The sequence below is a fragment of the Oxobacter pfennigii genome, from assembly GCF_001317355.1.
Taxonomy (GTDB): Bacteria; Bacillota; Clostridia; order Clostridiales; family Oxobacteraceae; genus Oxobacter; species Oxobacter pfennigii.
Genome location: NZ_LKET01000016.1, coordinates 1 through 15,047 on the forward strand (window position 1 = coordinate 1; position 15,047 = coordinate 15,047).

The following is a 15,047-nucleotide window of genomic DNA, read 5'->3' on the forward strand; positions in this document are numbered from 1 at the left end:
ATGCTCAAAACCTTGGAAAGGAAATTGAAAGTATGGCTATACGTTTATAGTCATAATATAAAATCTTAAAATACTGAGATATTCGTAGTTATTGGGCGATCTTGTCCAAAGTAAGGGGTCTAATCCGGAATAAACAGGATAAGGTTACATGCCTATTTCTGTAACCATAATACAAAAAGATTGTATGAGAAACATGGATTTAAGGAATATGCCGTATCTTACGAAAAATTTATTTGATTATTTCACACTTCTTTATAATTACGAACATCCTTTATATGCGTATTAAACGGAGGTAATTTAATGGGAAACATAGAAGATGTTTTAAAAAATGATGGCTTTTTATTTGAATTGATTCATAATGATATACCTATTTATACTGCAAAAGAAGGCGCCGATTATTTCAAAATTGATATCGCTCAAATGGCTCCGACATTGATAATATATACCGATGCTGGATTTTATGCATTGGTTATATCCGGCGAAAGAGGCCGAGTTGATTTCAAGGAAATAAAAAATATTTTAAATAGTAAAGATGTCAGATTAGCAACTAAAGACGAAGTTAAAACTGTAACCGGATTTCCTGCTGGAAACGTTCCCATGTTCGGAATTCCATTGCCTTATATAGTGGATAGAAGGCTTTTAAATTATCCTTTTATCTACGGGGGATGCGGTCAGGAAAACACAACCTTAAAAGTTGAGCCCAATGCTCTATTTAAGTTAAATAATGTTGCTTTAATATTAGAATAAAACAGCATTTAAACGTGTTTAACTATTATTTATAGTTCTGATTAAGAATTATTAAAGTGGGGGATATACAATGAAAGATAATAAAATATATTTTGCTGTTAAAGCCCTAATTCTTCATGAAAATAATTTTTTAATTATGCATAAAACCAGGAAAGAAGAGAATGTATGGGAACTTCCGGGAGGAAGAATGGAATTTGGAGAAACTGCTGAAGAAACATTGAATAGGGAAGTTCAAGAGGAAACCGGTCTTTCAGTAACTCCTATGAGAATTTTAGATACATGGAATATCATAAATGATAAATATCAAATCACCGGAATTATATACCTGTGTAAAACTAAGAATAACAAGGTAAGATTATCGGAGGAACACGACAAATATAAGTGGGTGAGGTTAGATATAAGCTTCAATTAATGTCTGCTGCAGATTAACAAGATATAATGATTATTCCAAGTGGATACAGTACATTATATTCAGAATGAGAATGAGAATTTAGAGAGTGAGGAAAATGATAAACTGGTCGAAAAATTATTTTTAAGTTAAATGGTTAGGATGATATTTACAAAAGGACAAAGATAATATTTTATTTGTGAGGTGGTTAATGTGATTTTTAAGGTTTTAAGTCTCATTGGTGAAAAATTGAATGATAATGAGATAACCTGGGGAGTTGGCGCTTCAATATTACTAAATCAATTTGGACTTGTAGATAAACCTAATGATATAGATATTTTTGTAGATATTAAGAATATAGAAAAAGCAAATGAAATTCTTAAAAGTATTGGTGAAAGAAAGGAATGGGAAAGGACTACGACATACTCAACAAAATACTTCTATGAATATATAATAGATGAAATTGATGTTGACGTAATGGCAGGATTTACAGTTAATCATAACCATGGAGTATTTGAGTATATCTTTGACCATAACTCCATTTCAGAATTTAAAATAATTAATGAGGTGGACATTCCTTTCACTTCCTTGGAGGATTGGTATGTTATTTATCAATTAATTCCTAATAGACAGCCCAAAGTAGAAATGATAGAAAAATATCTTTTATCAAATGGAGTTAAAAAACCTATTCTATTGAAGAGAGCATTAGAAGGATGTTTATCAGTAGAAGTTCGAGAAAGAGTTAAGAAGATGTTAGGTTCATAATTTTCTCATTAAGCGTCTTAGCTAAATTATAAGCCCTGCCTGGTAAAGTTACACTCATCGTACATATCATACTTGCTTCTCTTCAGTATTTAAAAACTATTCTTGTTTTAATAGACAGCCAGTAATTATTGCCTATTGACGGTATTTTCGATTGGAATTTCAAGAATGTAGGATAGAACGGTAGAACGGCCATATGTAAGGATAAATGTAAAGAATTTATTAGTTTAAATGAAGGCATAGGGAGGTGAAAGGCTTGCTTAAAAAAAGTGCTGTATTAACAATCGCTTTTGCACTATTGTTTCTAGTTTCTTCCTGTAATGCTTCTAAGACATCTATTGATTATGACCATGAATTGCAATTAAAACAGGATGAACTTCAAAAATTAACGCAAGAAAATGAGATTCTTAACAAGGAAATAGAGCTGTTACAAAATCAAAATAAGATTTTACAATCTCAGCTTGACGAAATGTACAGCAGCTGGTCAACAGATTTAACCGGAGATGGAATAAATGAGATAATAACCGGTCCTCCGTCACCAACACCCATATCATTATTTGAAAATGGAGGCTCTCTTATGGTCAAGTCTGCCGAAGGCGATATTCTTCTTGATGAAAAAACGGGCATATTAAACATGATAGGCATTTATGATGCAGGGGCAAAAACACCTGTGCTTATTACACTTCAATGGGGCGGCGGTTCAATGGGGAATTACTACGGGGCTTATCTGTTTGATCCTGTCAGTAATAAATTAAAAAGAATACAATGGGATAACTATGAAGTTGCTGTTGGGTTACTTTACGATAACAAATGTAAGAGCGGCAGCATTGTTATAATGAATCGTGGCCTGAAACCTGATGGATTTAATCAGCCTTTTTATCAGCGATGGATTTATAAAAACGGGCAAATGACACCTGTTGAAAAATGGGATGCTGACGACCAATAAAATTTCTTACATTAAAATTTAAGTTCGCTTATTTTCATAAAAAATTTCGAAATAATAAAGAATAAAATTGTAAACTGTTAATGAAAATCTGATTATAAGTGATATAGAATTAGCTCACATACTTACCTCATATCCAATATATGTATGTAGACTGAAATTTAATAAAACTTTATAATTACAATAAAAGGCAACTATTTGAGGAGGACAACAATGATCTTTCCAGGACTTAAAAAGTGGGCAAAATTAAAAGGATGGCAGCTTGACAAGAATTTTGTTTACGGGAATTATAACGGTTATATATTTACTGCCTTTGACGGAAGAAACTACAAGGTTTTTACAACAATGATTCCAAATCTAACGGAAGAACAGAAAGAAAAAATATTCAGTTTTATAAAAGAGAATAAGAAAAGGTTAAAAATATCCGAATATAGCATTGAGAGCAATGTTTTGACTGTAAAATATAAAGAGTTAATCCGGCCTATGAAAATTCAGGAGATGGATGCCATATTAAAGGCATTGACAGATTTCTTTTTAAGCGAAGGCATATACGGCAAGGAGCATTGCGCTATATGCGGAGCTCAGGGAAACCACGATACTGTGGCCATCAACGATAGCATAGTATCCTTGTGCGGTACGTGTTATAGGCAATCCATAGATGATGTGGAAGAAATGAGCAAGGAATACGCTACGGAAGAAAAAAACTATGCAATAGGATTTATAGGTGCATTATTAGGCGGCCTGGTGGGTGTTATACCCTGGGTAATTGTAGAGAATTATTTAGGTCTTTACGCATCAATTTTAGGGTTTCTAATCGGAAAAGCATCATTAAAAGGCTACACATTATTTAAAGGAAAAATAGGAAAGCCAACCGGATTTATTATAGGAGCTGCAACGACATTTTCAGTAATAGCTGCCGAACTTGTAAGCTTAGCAATCCTTATGATTCAGGAAGGCGCTTATGTGTCTCTGGAGAACTATATAATTTCTTTCACTCATCCGGAGATAGCAGGCTGGGTATACAGAGACTTAGGGCTGGGTCTGCTTATGGCCTTTTTAGGTATTTCTTCTATCTTTAGACAGCTTAAAGATGATGTAGATACTGTAGTTCCTCGTATAAGGAAAGTATCATTATGATAATGAGGATATGCATTATTGCATATCCTTAAAGTTTAATATGATATAAACTTGCTCCAAAGGCTGTAAAAGGCAGAAAATTTTATATTTTGTGCATCATATGGTGCGAAAGAGACATTTCAATAACTCGGGTTAAATAAAGCTTTGCCTCATTAAGAGTCATGCTGCAATCCGTCAGAACCCTAATCATATCCGGATGGTGTACTTCCAGCATACTTACTATCTCGATGGCAGAGCATTTTATTTTTACTGAATCCGTTGCCGATATGTCCATCATATCAGGGAGTAACTGTTCAATTTTTGGTATTGGAGCTCCTTTCTTATCTGTTTTCTTTTCTTTCCCACAAAACATATAACTGCCCCCATAAAATATTTTTATATTTAATTATTATGCCGCAAGCTTGCAATTGATAATATATTGAACAAATTAATTCTGATATAAACACAATCTGAGTCTGAAAAAGATGCAATTTTTGATGCAGACAGTGCAAGGTTATTCATTTTCAAATGAAGGATACGATGAAAGCATATAGTGAGCCGCGGTAAAGTAGTGTATAATAGAGATTATTTATGTTATAGGAAGTGATAGCCGATGGATAGTGTTCAGGCATTTAATACATTCATGGAAAAGCCGGATAGCAATGGCTATATTATTGAAAAGGGATCAATAAATGATATAGATCAATTAGAAAATCTATATGATAATTTAAATGATTATTTAGCGCAGGGCATAAACTATCCGGGATGGGCAAAGGGGATATATCCTGTTAGGGAAACAGCCGTTAATGGGATTGAGAGCAATAGCTTATTTATATTGAAAATAGATAATGAAATAGCAGGTTCCGTAATATTAAATCATAAACCTGAAATCGCATATTCTCAGATTACCTGGGGAATTGAAGCGGATTATAATGACATAATCGTGATACATACCCTTACGGTCCACCCGAAATATATGGAAAAAGGCGTCGCAAGAAGATTAATGGATTTTGCTAAAAGTTATAGTATGGAACAGAAAATGAAAGCAATCCGTTTAGATGTTTCTATTCATAATGCCCCTGCAATTTCATTGTATGAAAAGTGCGGATACAGATATGTGGGAACTGTTGACCTTGGATTAAACATACCCGAATTAGTTTGGTTTAAACTATATGAGATAGTTTTATAGTTTATTATTAATCGGAGTGCTGGTATGAATCATCAATAAAAGCTGGGATATAAGAGCCAGAACCGGAAGCTCAATTAAAGGACCTATGATCAATGCTAAGGATATTAAGGGTTTATCAGGAAAAGAAGCCACAGCTATTGCTAAAGAAATAGGTGAATTTCTTGCAAGTGTAGTCAGGTTGAGCGCGACGATATCTCTATATTGAAACTTAAGAGCTCTTCCTGTAAGTTGACCAACTATAAAGTTGACTATAAAAAATATAATTACCGGCGGCAGCAGCTTTAAGAAAAGTGCAGGATTTTTAATCATTATACTTGCCTGGGATGCAAACATAGCCACAATAGCAAGGTTGAGGAAAATCATCTGTATGGCATTTGTTTTAGATAAAATATTTTTATCAAACCATTCCTTATTAAAAAAACTAACGGATAACTTTCTTGATATGCTTGCTAAAATCAGCGGTACTGCCAGCACAAATAAGGTTCCCCGAAGAAGGTTGAATACATCAATGCTTACAAAGGCGCCTCCCAGGTAAACGAGATAAAATGGCAGAAGTACAATCTGAAGTATAAAATTCAAAGGAAGAATGGATGCTCCCAATGGAACATTTCCTTTGGCAAGACTTGTAAAAACCAAATACCAGTCTGTGCAGGGAGTAACCATTAACATAATAAAGCCCAGCCATAGTTCTGGGACATCATTTAGCAATATTCTCCCCAGCAGCCAGGCAAAAACAGGAGTCCATATAAAATTAATGGCTACCGATGTAAAAGTGAATTTGTAATTTAAGAAGGAATTTTTTATATCTCTGAGCTGAATTTGGAGAAACAGTCCATAGAGCATTATCATCAAAAATGGCATTATCAATTTATCTGCATGGGCTTGTGCGAAACTGAGTTGTCCGAGTACAATGCCCAGAAGTACCGAAGTAAGTATAATAACAGTCTGCAATTTATTTGCTAGATTCATAATTAAGCTCCTTATAAATATAATTAATGAGAACTGTTATCAATAATTATAACATTGATATGGGAATAATAACTATAATAATCAGGATAAAGATTGTATTTTTCCGGTTTAAAATTTAAAACAATAGTTGTATATTACAACAGTTTTATATTACAATTATATCAGAGGTGGTTAACTTGTATAAAAATGACAGCAATTACTTAAGAGAACTTATAAGAATATTGGTAAGAAACTTAGGTATTTTAGACAGAAGCGAAGCATCCTGCTGCGGTACTACTCTTTCACAGTGTCATGCAATTATAGAGATAGGCAGAAAAAAAGAGATTTCATTAAATGAACTTGCAGAAACTCTAAATCTTGATAACAGCACCATGAGCAGGACAGTCAACAATCTTGTGAGTCAGGAGCTTGCCATAAGAGAAACACATCCCGAAGACAGAAGATATTTGGTAATTAGATTGACAGGGAAAGGATTAGAAGTATTCAAAACAATTGAAAGCAATATGGAAGTATATTATAAGGACGTTTTTGCTTCCATACCGGAAGATAAAAGAGAACAGGTTATAGAGAGTATGATTCTTTTAGTAGAAGCAGTAAATAAAAATAAATGTTGTAAATAGAAAGGGGAAAATCATGAGTTCTGAAATTAAGGAAAAGGTAAAAGAATACTATGGCAGTATAGCAAAACAGGTGGATGAAAGCGCAGGCTGTTCCTGCAGCTCAAGTTCATCCTGCTGTGTCTCTGATAATTCAATTATTTACGATATGGATTATCTGATGGGACTTCCGGTTGAGGCAATAAATGCATCTCTAGGATGTGCCAATCCCATAGCCTTTGCTGAATTGAAAGAAGGCGAGACAATTCTGGATTTGGGAAGCGGCGGAGGCATAGATTGCTTTATTGCATCAAGATATGCAGGCAATAGCGGTAAAGTATACGGTTTGGATATGACAGATGAAATGCTTAAGCTTGCCAATAAAAACAAAGAAAAAATAGGTGTTAAAAATGTAGAATTTATAAAGGGCGAGATTGAAAATATACCTTTTCCCGAAGAAAAATTTGATGTTATACTTTCTAATTGTGTAATAAATCTTTGTGAAAGCAAGGAAAAAGCGTTAAGTGAAGTATACAGGGTATTGAAAAAGGGAGGAAGGCTTGCAATTGCCGATATAATTGCTTTAAAAGATGTTCCCGATAATATGAAAAGAAATGTTGAAATGTGGGCAGGCTGCATCGCAGGCGCCCTGCATGTTGATGAATACAGAGCTATTTTAGAAAAAGCGGGCTTCAAAAATATTGAGATTGAGCCGGTTAATATATATACAAAGGAAGTCATAGAGAGCATCGCAGGCAGCAAAGATATTGAAGGCATATTAAATGGCAGGGATATAGATTTGCTTGACGGTGCATATGCCGGTGCCAGTGTTAAAGCCATAAAGTAGGTGAGCTAATTATGGGATACGTGACAAGAGAAGCAGGATTGGATGATATCTCAATAATTACTCAAATATACAACCAAGGAATAGAAGACAGGGTGGCGACACTGGATGCGGATTTAGTATCTGAAAATGAAATGAGAGACTATATGATTGGCAGAAGTGAAGGCTATAAGGTTTTGGTAATAGCTGATGAACAAGACAAGGTTTATGGCTGGGCATCTATTAATGTTTTTAGTTCAAAATGCTGTTACAGCGGTGTTGCAGATATATCTATATATATCGAAAGGTCTATGAGGGGAAAGGGACTTGGTAAAATCCTTTTGAATTATCTCATTGATGTTGCAAAAAAGCAGGAGTTTGATAAGCTCGTATTAAGTGCTTTTGATTTTAATGAACCGGGAAAGAGGCTATATAAATCCTTAGGTTTCAGAGAAGTTGGAACTTATATGAATCACGGAATACTGGACGGTAAATATGTAAATGTGACAATAATGGAAAAGCTGCTGTGATAATTTTATTAAAAGCTTGTTTATTACAGGCTTTTTTTCTTTGTTAAATCCATATTAAGTTTATAGAATAAAGGTTGACTTATTTTAACTTTCAGCATATCATATGATTAAAATCGAATATGTTCATATGAGGAGGTTATAATTTGGATTTAATGCAAGTGATAAAGGCATTGGCGGATGAAACCCGCATAAGGATGATAAATATTCTAAGGGGCGGAGACTTATGCGTCTGTGAGCTGGAAACCATTCTGAATATTAACCAATCAAATGCATCACGGCACTTAGTCAAGCTTACCAACGCCGATATACTTAAATTTTATAAGGTTGCCAAATATGTATATTACAAGATAAATCAGGATGCTTTATCAGAATTTCCTTTTCTTAAGGATATAATCGAAAAGGAAACTGCCAAATTAAAAATGTGTCTGGCAGACAATGAGAGACTTGCTAAGTATAGAAACAGCGGTTTAAGCTGCGATGATTTAAAGGTAGGCAAGTCTTGCTTTAAGTAATAAAATTATAATTTATGGGAGGGTATCATATGAAGCCAAAGGTGGCTTTTATATGTGTGCACAATTCCTGCCGTTCTCAGATGTCAGAGGCTTTGGGAAAACTATTTGCATCTGATGTTTTCCAATGCTATTCAGCAGGTACGGAGAAAAAAACAGAGTTAAATCCGGATGCGGTTAAGGTAATCAAGGAAATGTACGGCGTTGATATGAACCAAACGCAATATCCAAAGCTCATTGAAGATTTACCCAAAGTTGATATAGCTATAAAGATGGGATGCAATGTGGTATGTCCTATTGTGTATGCAAAACATATAGAAGATTGGGGACTGGACGACCCAACAGGAAAAGGTGAGGATGAGTTCAGAAAAACCGCAAAGCTTATAGAAGAAAAGGTTAAGGATTTAGCCGAAAGTATAAAAAATAACGTTATTGAATTATAAGGAGGAAGTTTTTATGACAGCAGAAAGCAAGGCTAAGGCAAGCGGGATAGGTTTTTTTGAAAGATACCTGACATTATGGGTGGCTCTATGTATAGTTGCCGGCATTGCAGTAGGACAGTTTTTACCTGTTATACCTCAGGTTTTAAATAAATTTGAATATTACAATGTATCCATACCCGTAGCCATACTCATATGGCTTATGATATACCCCATGATGCTTAAAATAGATTTTACCAGCATAGTAAACGCAACTAAAAAGCCTAAAGGTCTTGTAGTAACCTGCGTGACGAATTGGCTCATCAAGCCTTTTACAATGTATCTTATAGCAGCATTTTTCTTAAAAATCGTATTCAGGCCATTTATAGAAGCTGACCTTGCCACGGAATATCTTGCCGGCGTAGTGCTTCTAGGGGCGGCCCCCTGTACTGCAATGGTTTTTGTGTGGAGCCATTTAACCAAGGGAGACCCGGCATATACTTTGGTACAGGTAGCAGTTAATGATTTGATTATACTCTTTGCCTTTACACCAATAGTAGCATTTCTTTTAGGCGTAAGTGATGTGTCTGTGCCTTATGGAACTCTCATATTATCAACGGTTTTATTTGTTGTTATTCCGCTTGCGGCAGGTTATATTACCAGAAGCAATGTTATAAAGAATAAAGGAATTGAGTATTTCAACAATGTATTTTTAAAGAAATTTGATAATATCACCATAATGGGACTTCTTCTGACATTGGTTATAATATTTTCGTTCCAGGGCGAGATCATCTTAAATAATCCCCTGCATATATTTTTAATTGCAGTTCCCCTGACGATACAAACTTTTCTTATATTTAGCATTGCATATGGGTGGGCAAAATTATGGAAACTTAACCACGGCATAGCGGCTCCGGCAGGCATGATCGGAGCCAGCAATTTCTTTGAACTGGCTGTAGCCGTTGCCATTGCAAGCTTTGGTTTACAATCAGGAGCAGCCTTGGCCACGGTTGTAGGAGTGTTAACTGAAGTACCGATTATGCTGACTTTGGTTAAGATAGCAAATAATACAAGGCATTGGTTTAATAATTAAAGGGCAGCATCCTGAAGCTTTCTGGGGGGATTTTAGTGGATATATTAGTTCAAATATTCCAGGCACTAAACAATCAGCTGCTGAAAATGACATGGCTTTACGAGCTGGTACGGTTGGCTGTGGAAAATTTGATAGGGTTATCAATCAATGAGAGACTGGGTGGAAGTATACATTTTTTTATATATGATACCATAAAGATTTTTATATTATTATCGGCGCTTATATTTATTATTTCATATATACAAAGTTACTTTCCCCCTGAGAGAACAAAAAATATCCTGGGCGGGATAAAAGGCATAAAGGGAAATGTATTAGGGGCACTGTTAGGAACTATTACTCCATTTTGCAGTTGCTCAAGCATGCCCATTTTTGTAGGATTTACATCGGCAGGGCTTCCCCTGGGAGTAACATTTTCTTTTTTAATATCGTCTCCTCTGGTGGATTTAGCTTCCTTATTAATATTAATGTCCTTTTTTGGAGCCAAAATAGCAATTGCTTATGTTATTGTGGGCTTAATACTTGCGGTAACAGGCGGTACACTTATAGATAAAATGGGACTTGAAAAATATGTGGAAGGTTATGTCCGGGAGATAGAGAATACGGAAGGTGAAATTCTAAAAATGTCCCGCAGTGAAAGGATATTATATTCAAAAGAGCAGGTAGTAGAAATAATCAGCAGAGTGTGGATTTATATATTAATTGGCGTGGGCATTGGTTCTTTAATACACAATTGGATTCCTCAATATATAGTAGAAAAAGCCATTGGTGATAATAACCCCTTTGCAGTTGTATTGGCGACTCTTATAGGAGTGCCTATGTATGGTGATATTTTCGGCACCATACCAATAGCTGAGGCGTTGTTTGATAAATCAGTACCTGTCGGCACTGTCTTATCCTTTATGATGGCGGTAACGGCCCTTTCGCTTCCTTCCTTAATAATGCTTGGTAAGATTGTGAAGCCAAAACTTTTGATAATTTTCGCGGCTATAGTGACAATGGGGATAATCATAATAGGCTACTTATTTAATACTTTTTCATATATTTTTATTTAAATTAAAAAGGAGATGGAATGTATGATAATAAAGGTCTTAGGTTCAGGATGTGCAAATTGCAGGAGATTGGAGGAAAACACAAGAAAGGCCGTAAATGAAATGGGCATAGATGCGGCTATAGAAAAGGTAGAGGATGTCAAGAAGATATTGTCTTACGGGGTAATGAAAACCCCGGCTCTTGTTATAGATGAGAAAGTAAAGATTATGGGCAGGGTACCCTCATCAGAAGAAATAAAAAAATATTTATAAAACGGCTATTAATTATTTAAATACCCCCAATAAAAATACTAATATGGCTCCTTTGCAGCAGATCCTTTATATGCAGCCTTTCCTGTAGCCCTGGTATTAATGAAAAAAGGGAGCAGATTTTCAAATGTAATTATTTTTATGGGCGCCTGATCAGCTGCTAAAATTCCCATGCTTTTGTTTGAAATTTCAGCATTGGGATTTAAATTTACGATTATAAGGTTAATAGTAAATATTATCGGAATAATTATAATAGGTTATATGATTAAGCAATAATTGGCAAAGGCGTCAGAGAAGAGATATATAGTAAGCAAGCAGTATGGGACAATAAAAAAATGCATATCAGCGTACATAAGTACAGCTGATATGCTTTCTTATTTTTAAGTATCAGATTAATTATTTAGCACTTTCAAGGGCTTTAGCTGCTGCTTCCTTGAATCCGTTTGATGATTCTGTTGCACCTGCAACAACTTCAACTTTTGATGGGTCCTGTGTGCTAACTAGGCTTGCAGCAAGTTTTTCATAAGTAGCCTTAGGATCTGCATCCTTTACTAGCTTCTGATAGTTTGCTTTGTACTCTGCATCTTCACTCTTTTTCTTGTTGTCAGAGCTTACTTCGTCATATGTTGCAGCTGTTATTTTTCCGCCAGCAACTGTAACCTGAACAGTCTTTTTATAGCCATGTGAATCAGCTTCGGAAGCATAATCATAAGTACCATCTTTCAAAGCTTTTGAACCGCCGCATCCAATAAGCAGGGCTGATGCTAATACAACTGTCAAACCCATTGTTAATATTTTTTTCATTTAAATCCACCTCCTATAATGCTTGTCTTTATTATATTATATTATTCGGTATATTTCCACTTTTTTTTGAGATATAATTAACAAAATAATATAGTTTTTATTTTTTAAAGGTTTAAATAAGGTCAAATTCTTGTGTTTATTGGGTTTTATTTAATATATTAAAAATAAAATTCAATTATATGGTATTAAACAATTAACAACTGAATTCGTGAAAGTATTGACATGAAATTGTGATAGTATATACTTATAGTAAAGGCTGACATAATTGATGATGTAAAATTTTTAATGTACTATTTAATTTTTTATATCAAATCAGCTGATCAGAACAGGAATAAATAAGAGGGGGTTTTTTTATGTTTGGTAGACTTGGTGCAGGAGAATTAATACTGATACTTGCTATTGCCCTTGTAATATTTGGACCTTCAAAATTGCCACAAATTGGCCAATCCTTAGGAAAGGCTATCAATGAATTCAAGAGCCATGCAAACAAGATATCAAATGACACAGATGTTGATTCCAATAAAGAAGGTGCACCTGTTAAAGACAGCGGTTCCAGTAATAACTAGGGGTTGAAAAGAGTGGATGATAAAAAGCTCACACTGGTTGGACATTTGCAAGAACTTAGAAAAAGGCTTGTGGTAGTTGCAATAGCTATAATTGCAGCCAGCTCTTTAAGTTACTACTATATTGAAATATTTGTAGATGAACTATTAAAATTGGGAAGCCAGCTGGAGTTTATATATCTTTCTCCCCCTGAGCTTTTTATGGCATATATAAAATTGGCCATTATAATAGGCATTACTGTTTCCATGCCCATTGTTTTCATGGAGGTGTGGCTGTTTATAAAGCCGGGGCTTACGGGAAAGGAGAAAAGGTATGTATTTTTATCTATTCTAGGGGGATTTGTATTCTTTGCCCTAGGTGTAGCTTTTGCATACAAGACAGTGCTCCCGATGACTATTGCATTTTTCGCGAACATTACTGTTGAGTCCATAAAGCCTATGATTTCCTTCGAAAATTATATAGGCTTTATTGGGTCTATACTGTTATCTTTTGGGTTAGTGTTCGAAATGCCCATATTATCCATAGCCTTAACCAAGTTCGGAATAATAAATGATAAAATGCTTAAGAAGAACAGAAAAATGGTTATACTTATCATATTTATAGCGGCGGCCATTATAACTCCAACGGTAGACATTATTACACAGCTCTTGCTGGCAGGGCCTATGCTTTTATTATTTGAAGTAAGTGTTATGCTGTCTTATATTATTGGAAAAGAAGGCAAGCAGGATAAAAAAGATTTAGCAAGAGCCAGCCAATAAGAAGCACTGTATTTGATGCTGAATATTATTAAAGAATGGATGCTTGAAATATTTAAGCATCTATTTTTTTATCCGGCTTGAATGTATAGGCAATAATATTATAAAATATCACTATACTTCATAACATATACTGGATGATACGGAAAGCTATTGTTAATTCTAAAACCTGTGGAGGAATTATAATTTATGACCGGAAGAATAGAGTTAAATTATTCAAAAACCAAGGATTTTCTTGACCAACATGATTTAGACGACATCTCTCAAGGAGTATATGAAGCACATGATATGCTGCATCAAGGATTGGGAGCAGGAAGCTTTTATACCGGCTGGATGGATCTCCCCAACGATTACAATAGAGAAGAATTTGAGAGAATTAAACAAGCTGCAAAAGCTATAAGGGAAAATTCCGAAGTATTTATTGTAATAGGTATCGGCGGTTCTTATTTGGGAGCAAGAGCAGTTATCGAAATGCTTAATCATCCTTTTAATAACAACCTGGAAGGGGAAAATAAGAAAAGCCCCTATATATTTTTTGCAGGAAATAATATAAGCGGTTCATATATAAAAGGTTTGATGGATATCATCAAGGATAAGGATGTTTCCATAAATGTTATATCAAAATCCGGAACTACCACAGAGCCTGCCATTGCATTCAGGATATTCAGACAATTTTTAGAAGATAAATATGGTCAGGAAGCTAAAAAAAGAATATATGTAACTACAGATAAGAAAAAAGGTGCTCTAAAAGCCCTTGCAGATTCCGCAGGCTATGAGGCCTTTATTATCCCCGATGAGGTAGGGGGCAGGTACTCGGTGTTGACTGCCGTAGGACTATTACCTATAGCCGTAAGCGGTGCTGACATAGACAGCCTGATGGAAGGTGCAAAGGCAGCATATAAACACTGCAGTATAAAGGACATTAAAGAAAATTACTGCTACCAGTACGCAGCCATAAGGAATATATTATATGAAAAAGGTAAAACTACTGAGATATTGGTAAATTATGAGCCATCCCTTCACTATTTTTCGGAATGGTGGAAACAGCTTTACGGTGAAAGTGAAGGAAAGGATAATAAAGGTATATTCCCGGCTTCCGTGGAATTTACAACAGACCTTCACTCCATGGGTCAATATATACAGGAAGGCATGCGAAATATTTTTGAAACGGTGATAAATATAGAAAAACCGGTGGTTGAAATGAATATTCCTCATGATGAATACGATACCGATGGCCTGAATTTTATATCGGGTAAGACCATGGACTATGTGAATAAAATGGCCTTTCACGGCACCACCCTTGCCCATGTTGACGGAGGTGTCCCAAATCTTGTAATAAGCGTCCCGGAAATATCCGAGTATTATGCAGGATATCTTATATATTTCTTTGAGAAGGCCTGCGGAATAAGCGGTTATTTATTGAAGGTAAATCCTTTTGACCAACCGGGAGTTGAAGAATATAAAAAAAATATGTTTGCACTTTTAGGAAAACCGGGATACGAAAAAGAAAAAGAAGAATTGGAAAAGCGATTGAAATAAATG

The 15,047-nt window shown here is 35.0% G+C and carries 20 protein-coding genes; 17 read left to right on the forward strand and 3 right to left on the reverse strand.

Going from position 1 to position 15,047, the window contains the following annotated elements:
• Window positions 1-300: 300 nt before the first annotated feature.
• From OXPF_RS01630 to OXPF_RS01650, 5 genes are all read left to right on the forward strand, one after another.
• Window positions 301-747, forward strand: a complete 447-nt coding sequence (locus tag OXPF_RS01630; protein WP_054873478.1) for a YbaK/EbsC family protein — start codon at window positions 301-303, stop codon at window positions 745-747.
• A 70-nt stretch (window positions 748-817) separates the two neighbouring features.
• On the forward strand, window positions 818-1,159 hold the full coding sequence (locus OXPF_RS01635; RefSeq protein WP_054873479.1) for an NUDIX hydrolase: 342 nt from the start codon (window positions 818-820) through the stop codon (window positions 1,157-1,159).
• A gap of 189 nt (window positions 1,160-1,348) precedes the next feature.
• The gene (locus OXPF_RS01640) at window positions 1,349-1,900 is read left to right on the forward strand and encodes a nucleotidyltransferase (RefSeq protein WP_054873480.1); all 552 of its coding nucleotides are present in this window, start codon (window positions 1,349-1,351) and stop codon (window positions 1,898-1,900) included.
• A gap of 253 nt (window positions 1,901-2,153) precedes the next feature.
• A complete protein-coding gene (locus OXPF_RS01645) occupies window positions 2,154-2,843 on the forward strand; it encodes a bZIP transcription factor (RefSeq protein ID WP_054873481.1) in 690 nt (229 codons plus the stop codon).
• Window positions 2,844-3,053: 210 nt separating this feature from the next.
• Window positions 3,054-3,977: a hypothetical protein gene (locus tag OXPF_RS01650; RefSeq protein ID WP_054873482.1), complete on the forward strand. Its 924-nt coding sequence runs from the start codon at window positions 3,054-3,056 to the stop codon at window positions 3,975-3,977.
• Window positions 3,978-4,059: 82 nt separating this feature from the next.
• On the opposite strand, the gene OXPF_RS01655 is transcribed toward OXPF_RS01650, so the two are convergent.
• Window positions 4,060-4,329, reverse strand: a complete 270-nt coding sequence (locus tag OXPF_RS01655; RefSeq protein ID WP_054873483.1) for a hypothetical protein — start codon at window positions 4,327-4,329, stop codon at window positions 4,060-4,062.
• A gap of 240 nt (window positions 4,330-4,569) precedes the next feature.
• Here OXPF_RS01655 and OXPF_RS01660 point away from each other — a divergent pair, with 240 nt between their 5' ends.
• Window positions 4,570-5,145, forward strand: a complete 576-nt coding sequence (locus tag OXPF_RS01660) for a GNAT family N-acetyltransferase (protein ID WP_242854293.1) — start codon at window positions 4,570-4,572, stop codon at window positions 5,143-5,145.
• Here the strand turns inward: OXPF_RS01660 and OXPF_RS01665 are convergent.
• Window positions 5,140-6,114, reverse strand: a complete 975-nt coding sequence (locus OXPF_RS01665; RefSeq protein WP_054873484.1) for an arsenic resistance protein — start codon at window positions 6,112-6,114, stop codon at window positions 5,140-5,142. The genes OXPF_RS01660 and OXPF_RS01665 overlap by 6 nt on opposite strands.
• 176 nt (window positions 6,115-6,290) lie before the next feature.
• Between OXPF_RS01665 and OXPF_RS01670 the strand changes: the two genes are divergently transcribed.
• The 8 genes from OXPF_RS01670 (at window position 6,291) to OXPF_RS01705 (ending at window position 11,385) form a co-directional block, all read left to right on the forward strand.
• Window positions 6,291-6,734 (forward strand): MarR family winged helix-turn-helix transcriptional regulator, encoded by a 444-nt coding sequence (locus OXPF_RS01670; protein ID WP_054873485.1) that lies wholly within the window; start codon window positions 6,291-6,293, stop codon window positions 6,732-6,734.
• 13 nt (window positions 6,735-6,747) lie between these two features.
• Complete coding sequence (gene arsM / locus OXPF_RS01675) at window positions 6,748-7,557, forward strand: arsenite methyltransferase (RefSeq protein WP_054873486.1); 810 nt, start codon at window positions 6,748-6,750, stop codon at window positions 7,555-7,557.
• A gap of 11 nt (window positions 7,558-7,568) precedes the next feature.
• Window positions 7,569-8,063, forward strand: coding sequence for an arsinothricin resistance N-acetyltransferase ArsN1 family A (locus OXPF_RS01680; protein ID WP_054873487.1), 495 nt, complete (start codon window positions 7,569-7,571; stop codon window positions 8,061-8,063).
• Window positions 8,064-8,215: 152 nt separating this feature from the next.
• A complete protein-coding gene (locus tag OXPF_RS01685; RefSeq protein WP_341441813.1) occupies window positions 8,216-8,575 on the forward strand; it encodes an ArsR/SmtB family transcription factor in 360 nt (119 codons plus the stop codon).
• Between the two features lie 29 nt (window positions 8,576-8,604).
• Window positions 8,605-9,015, forward strand: a complete 411-nt coding sequence (locus tag OXPF_RS01690; protein ID WP_054873489.1) for an arsenate reductase ArsC — start codon at window positions 8,605-8,607, stop codon at window positions 9,013-9,015.
• A 13-nt stretch (window positions 9,016-9,028) separates the two neighbouring features.
• Window positions 9,029-10,084 (forward strand): ACR3 family arsenite efflux transporter, encoded by a 1,056-nt coding sequence (gene arsB / locus OXPF_RS01695; protein ID WP_054873490.1) that lies wholly within the window; start codon window positions 9,029-9,031, stop codon window positions 10,082-10,084.
• Between the two features lie 86 nt (window positions 10,085-10,170).
• Window positions 10,171-11,136 carry a permease gene (locus OXPF_RS01700; protein WP_479724480.1) on the forward strand — a complete coding sequence of 322 codons (966 nt, stop codon included), beginning with the start codon at window positions 10,171-10,173 and terminating at the stop codon, window positions 11,134-11,136.
• Between the two features lie 21 nt (window positions 11,137-11,157).
• Window positions 11,158-11,385, forward strand: coding sequence for a thioredoxin family protein (locus tag OXPF_RS01705; RefSeq protein WP_054873492.1), 228 nt, complete (start codon window positions 11,158-11,160; stop codon window positions 11,383-11,385).
• Window positions 11,386-11,778: 393 nt separating this feature from the next.
• On the opposite strand, the gene OXPF_RS01710 is transcribed toward OXPF_RS01705, so the two are convergent.
• Complete coding sequence (locus tag OXPF_RS01710; RefSeq protein ID WP_054873493.1) at window positions 11,779-12,186, reverse strand: FMN-binding protein; 408 nt, start codon at window positions 12,184-12,186, stop codon at window positions 11,779-11,781.
• 353 nt (window positions 12,187-12,539) lie between these two features.
• Here OXPF_RS01710 and OXPF_RS01715 point away from each other — a divergent pair, with 353 nt between their 5' ends.
• The 3 genes from OXPF_RS01715 to OXPF_RS01725 all read left to right on the forward strand — a co-directional run bounded on the left by OXPF_RS01715 (window position 12,540) and on the right by OXPF_RS01725 (window position 15,044).
• Entirely contained in the window at window positions 12,540-12,752 is a 213-nt protein-coding gene (locus OXPF_RS01715; RefSeq protein WP_054873494.1) for a twin-arginine translocase TatA/TatE family subunit, read from the forward strand.
• 12 nt (window positions 12,753-12,764) lie between these two features.
• Window positions 12,765-13,508 (forward strand): twin-arginine translocase subunit TatC, encoded by a 744-nt coding sequence (gene tatC, locus OXPF_RS01720; protein ID WP_242854294.1) that lies wholly within the window; start codon window positions 12,765-12,767, stop codon window positions 13,506-13,508.
• Between the two features lie 186 nt (window positions 13,509-13,694).
• Window positions 13,695-15,044 (forward strand): glucose-6-phosphate isomerase, encoded by a 1,350-nt coding sequence (locus OXPF_RS01725; protein ID WP_054873496.1) that lies wholly within the window; start codon window positions 13,695-13,697, stop codon window positions 15,042-15,044.
• Window positions 15,045-15,047: the final 3 nt, after the last annotated feature.

Bases quoted from the DNA above. Each gene is read 5' to 3' on its own strand.
- OXPF_RS01630 (WP_054873478.1), top strand. From the start codon at position 301: ATGGGAAACATAGAAGATGTTTTAAAAAATGATGGCTTTTTATTTGAA.
- OXPF_RS01635 (WP_054873479.1), top strand. From the start codon at position 818: ATGAAAGATAATAAAATATATTTTGCTGTTAAAGCCCTAATTCTTCAT.
- OXPF_RS01650 (WP_054873482.1), top strand. From the start codon at position 3,054: ATGATCTTTCCAGGACTTAAAAAGTGGGCAAAATTAAAAGGATGGCAG.
- OXPF_RS01655 (WP_054873483.1), bottom strand. From the start codon at position 4,329: ATGTTTTGTGGGAAAGAAAAGAAAACAGATAAGAAAGGAGCTCCAATA.
- OXPF_RS01660 (WP_242854293.1), top strand. From the start codon at position 4,570: ATGGATAGTGTTCAGGCATTTAATACATTCATGGAAAAGCCGGATAGC.
- OXPF_RS01665 (WP_054873484.1), bottom strand. From the start codon at position 6,114: ATGAATCTAGCAAATAAATTGCAGACTGTTATTATACTTACTTCGGTA.
- arsM (WP_054873486.1), top strand. From the start codon at position 6,748: ATGAGTTCTGAAATTAAGGAAAAGGTAAAAGAATACTATGGCAGTATA.
- OXPF_RS01680 (WP_054873487.1), top strand. From the start codon at position 7,569: ATGGGATACGTGACAAGAGAAGCAGGATTGGATGATATCTCAATAATT.
- OXPF_RS01685 (WP_341441813.1), top strand. From the start codon at position 8,216: ATGCAAGTGATAAAGGCATTGGCGGATGAAACCCGCATAAGGATGATA.
- OXPF_RS01690 (WP_054873489.1), top strand. From the start codon at position 8,605: ATGAAGCCAAAGGTGGCTTTTATATGTGTGCACAATTCCTGCCGTTCT.
- arsB (WP_054873490.1), top strand. From the start codon at position 9,029: ATGACAGCAGAAAGCAAGGCTAAGGCAAGCGGGATAGGTTTTTTTGAA.
- OXPF_RS01700 (WP_479724480.1), top strand. From the start codon at position 10,171: ATGACATGGCTTTACGAGCTGGTACGGTTGGCTGTGGAAAATTTGATA.
- OXPF_RS01705 (WP_054873492.1), top strand. From the start codon at position 11,158: ATGATAATAAAGGTCTTAGGTTCAGGATGTGCAAATTGCAGGAGATTG.
- OXPF_RS01710 (WP_054873493.1), bottom strand. From the start codon at position 12,186: ATGAAAAAAATATTAACAATGGGTTTGACAGTTGTATTAGCATCAGCC.
- OXPF_RS01715 (WP_054873494.1), top strand. From the start codon at position 12,540: ATGTTTGGTAGACTTGGTGCAGGAGAATTAATACTGATACTTGCTATT.
- OXPF_RS01725 (WP_054873496.1), top strand. From the start codon at position 13,695: ATGACCGGAAGAATAGAGTTAAATTATTCAAAAACCAAGGATTTTCTT.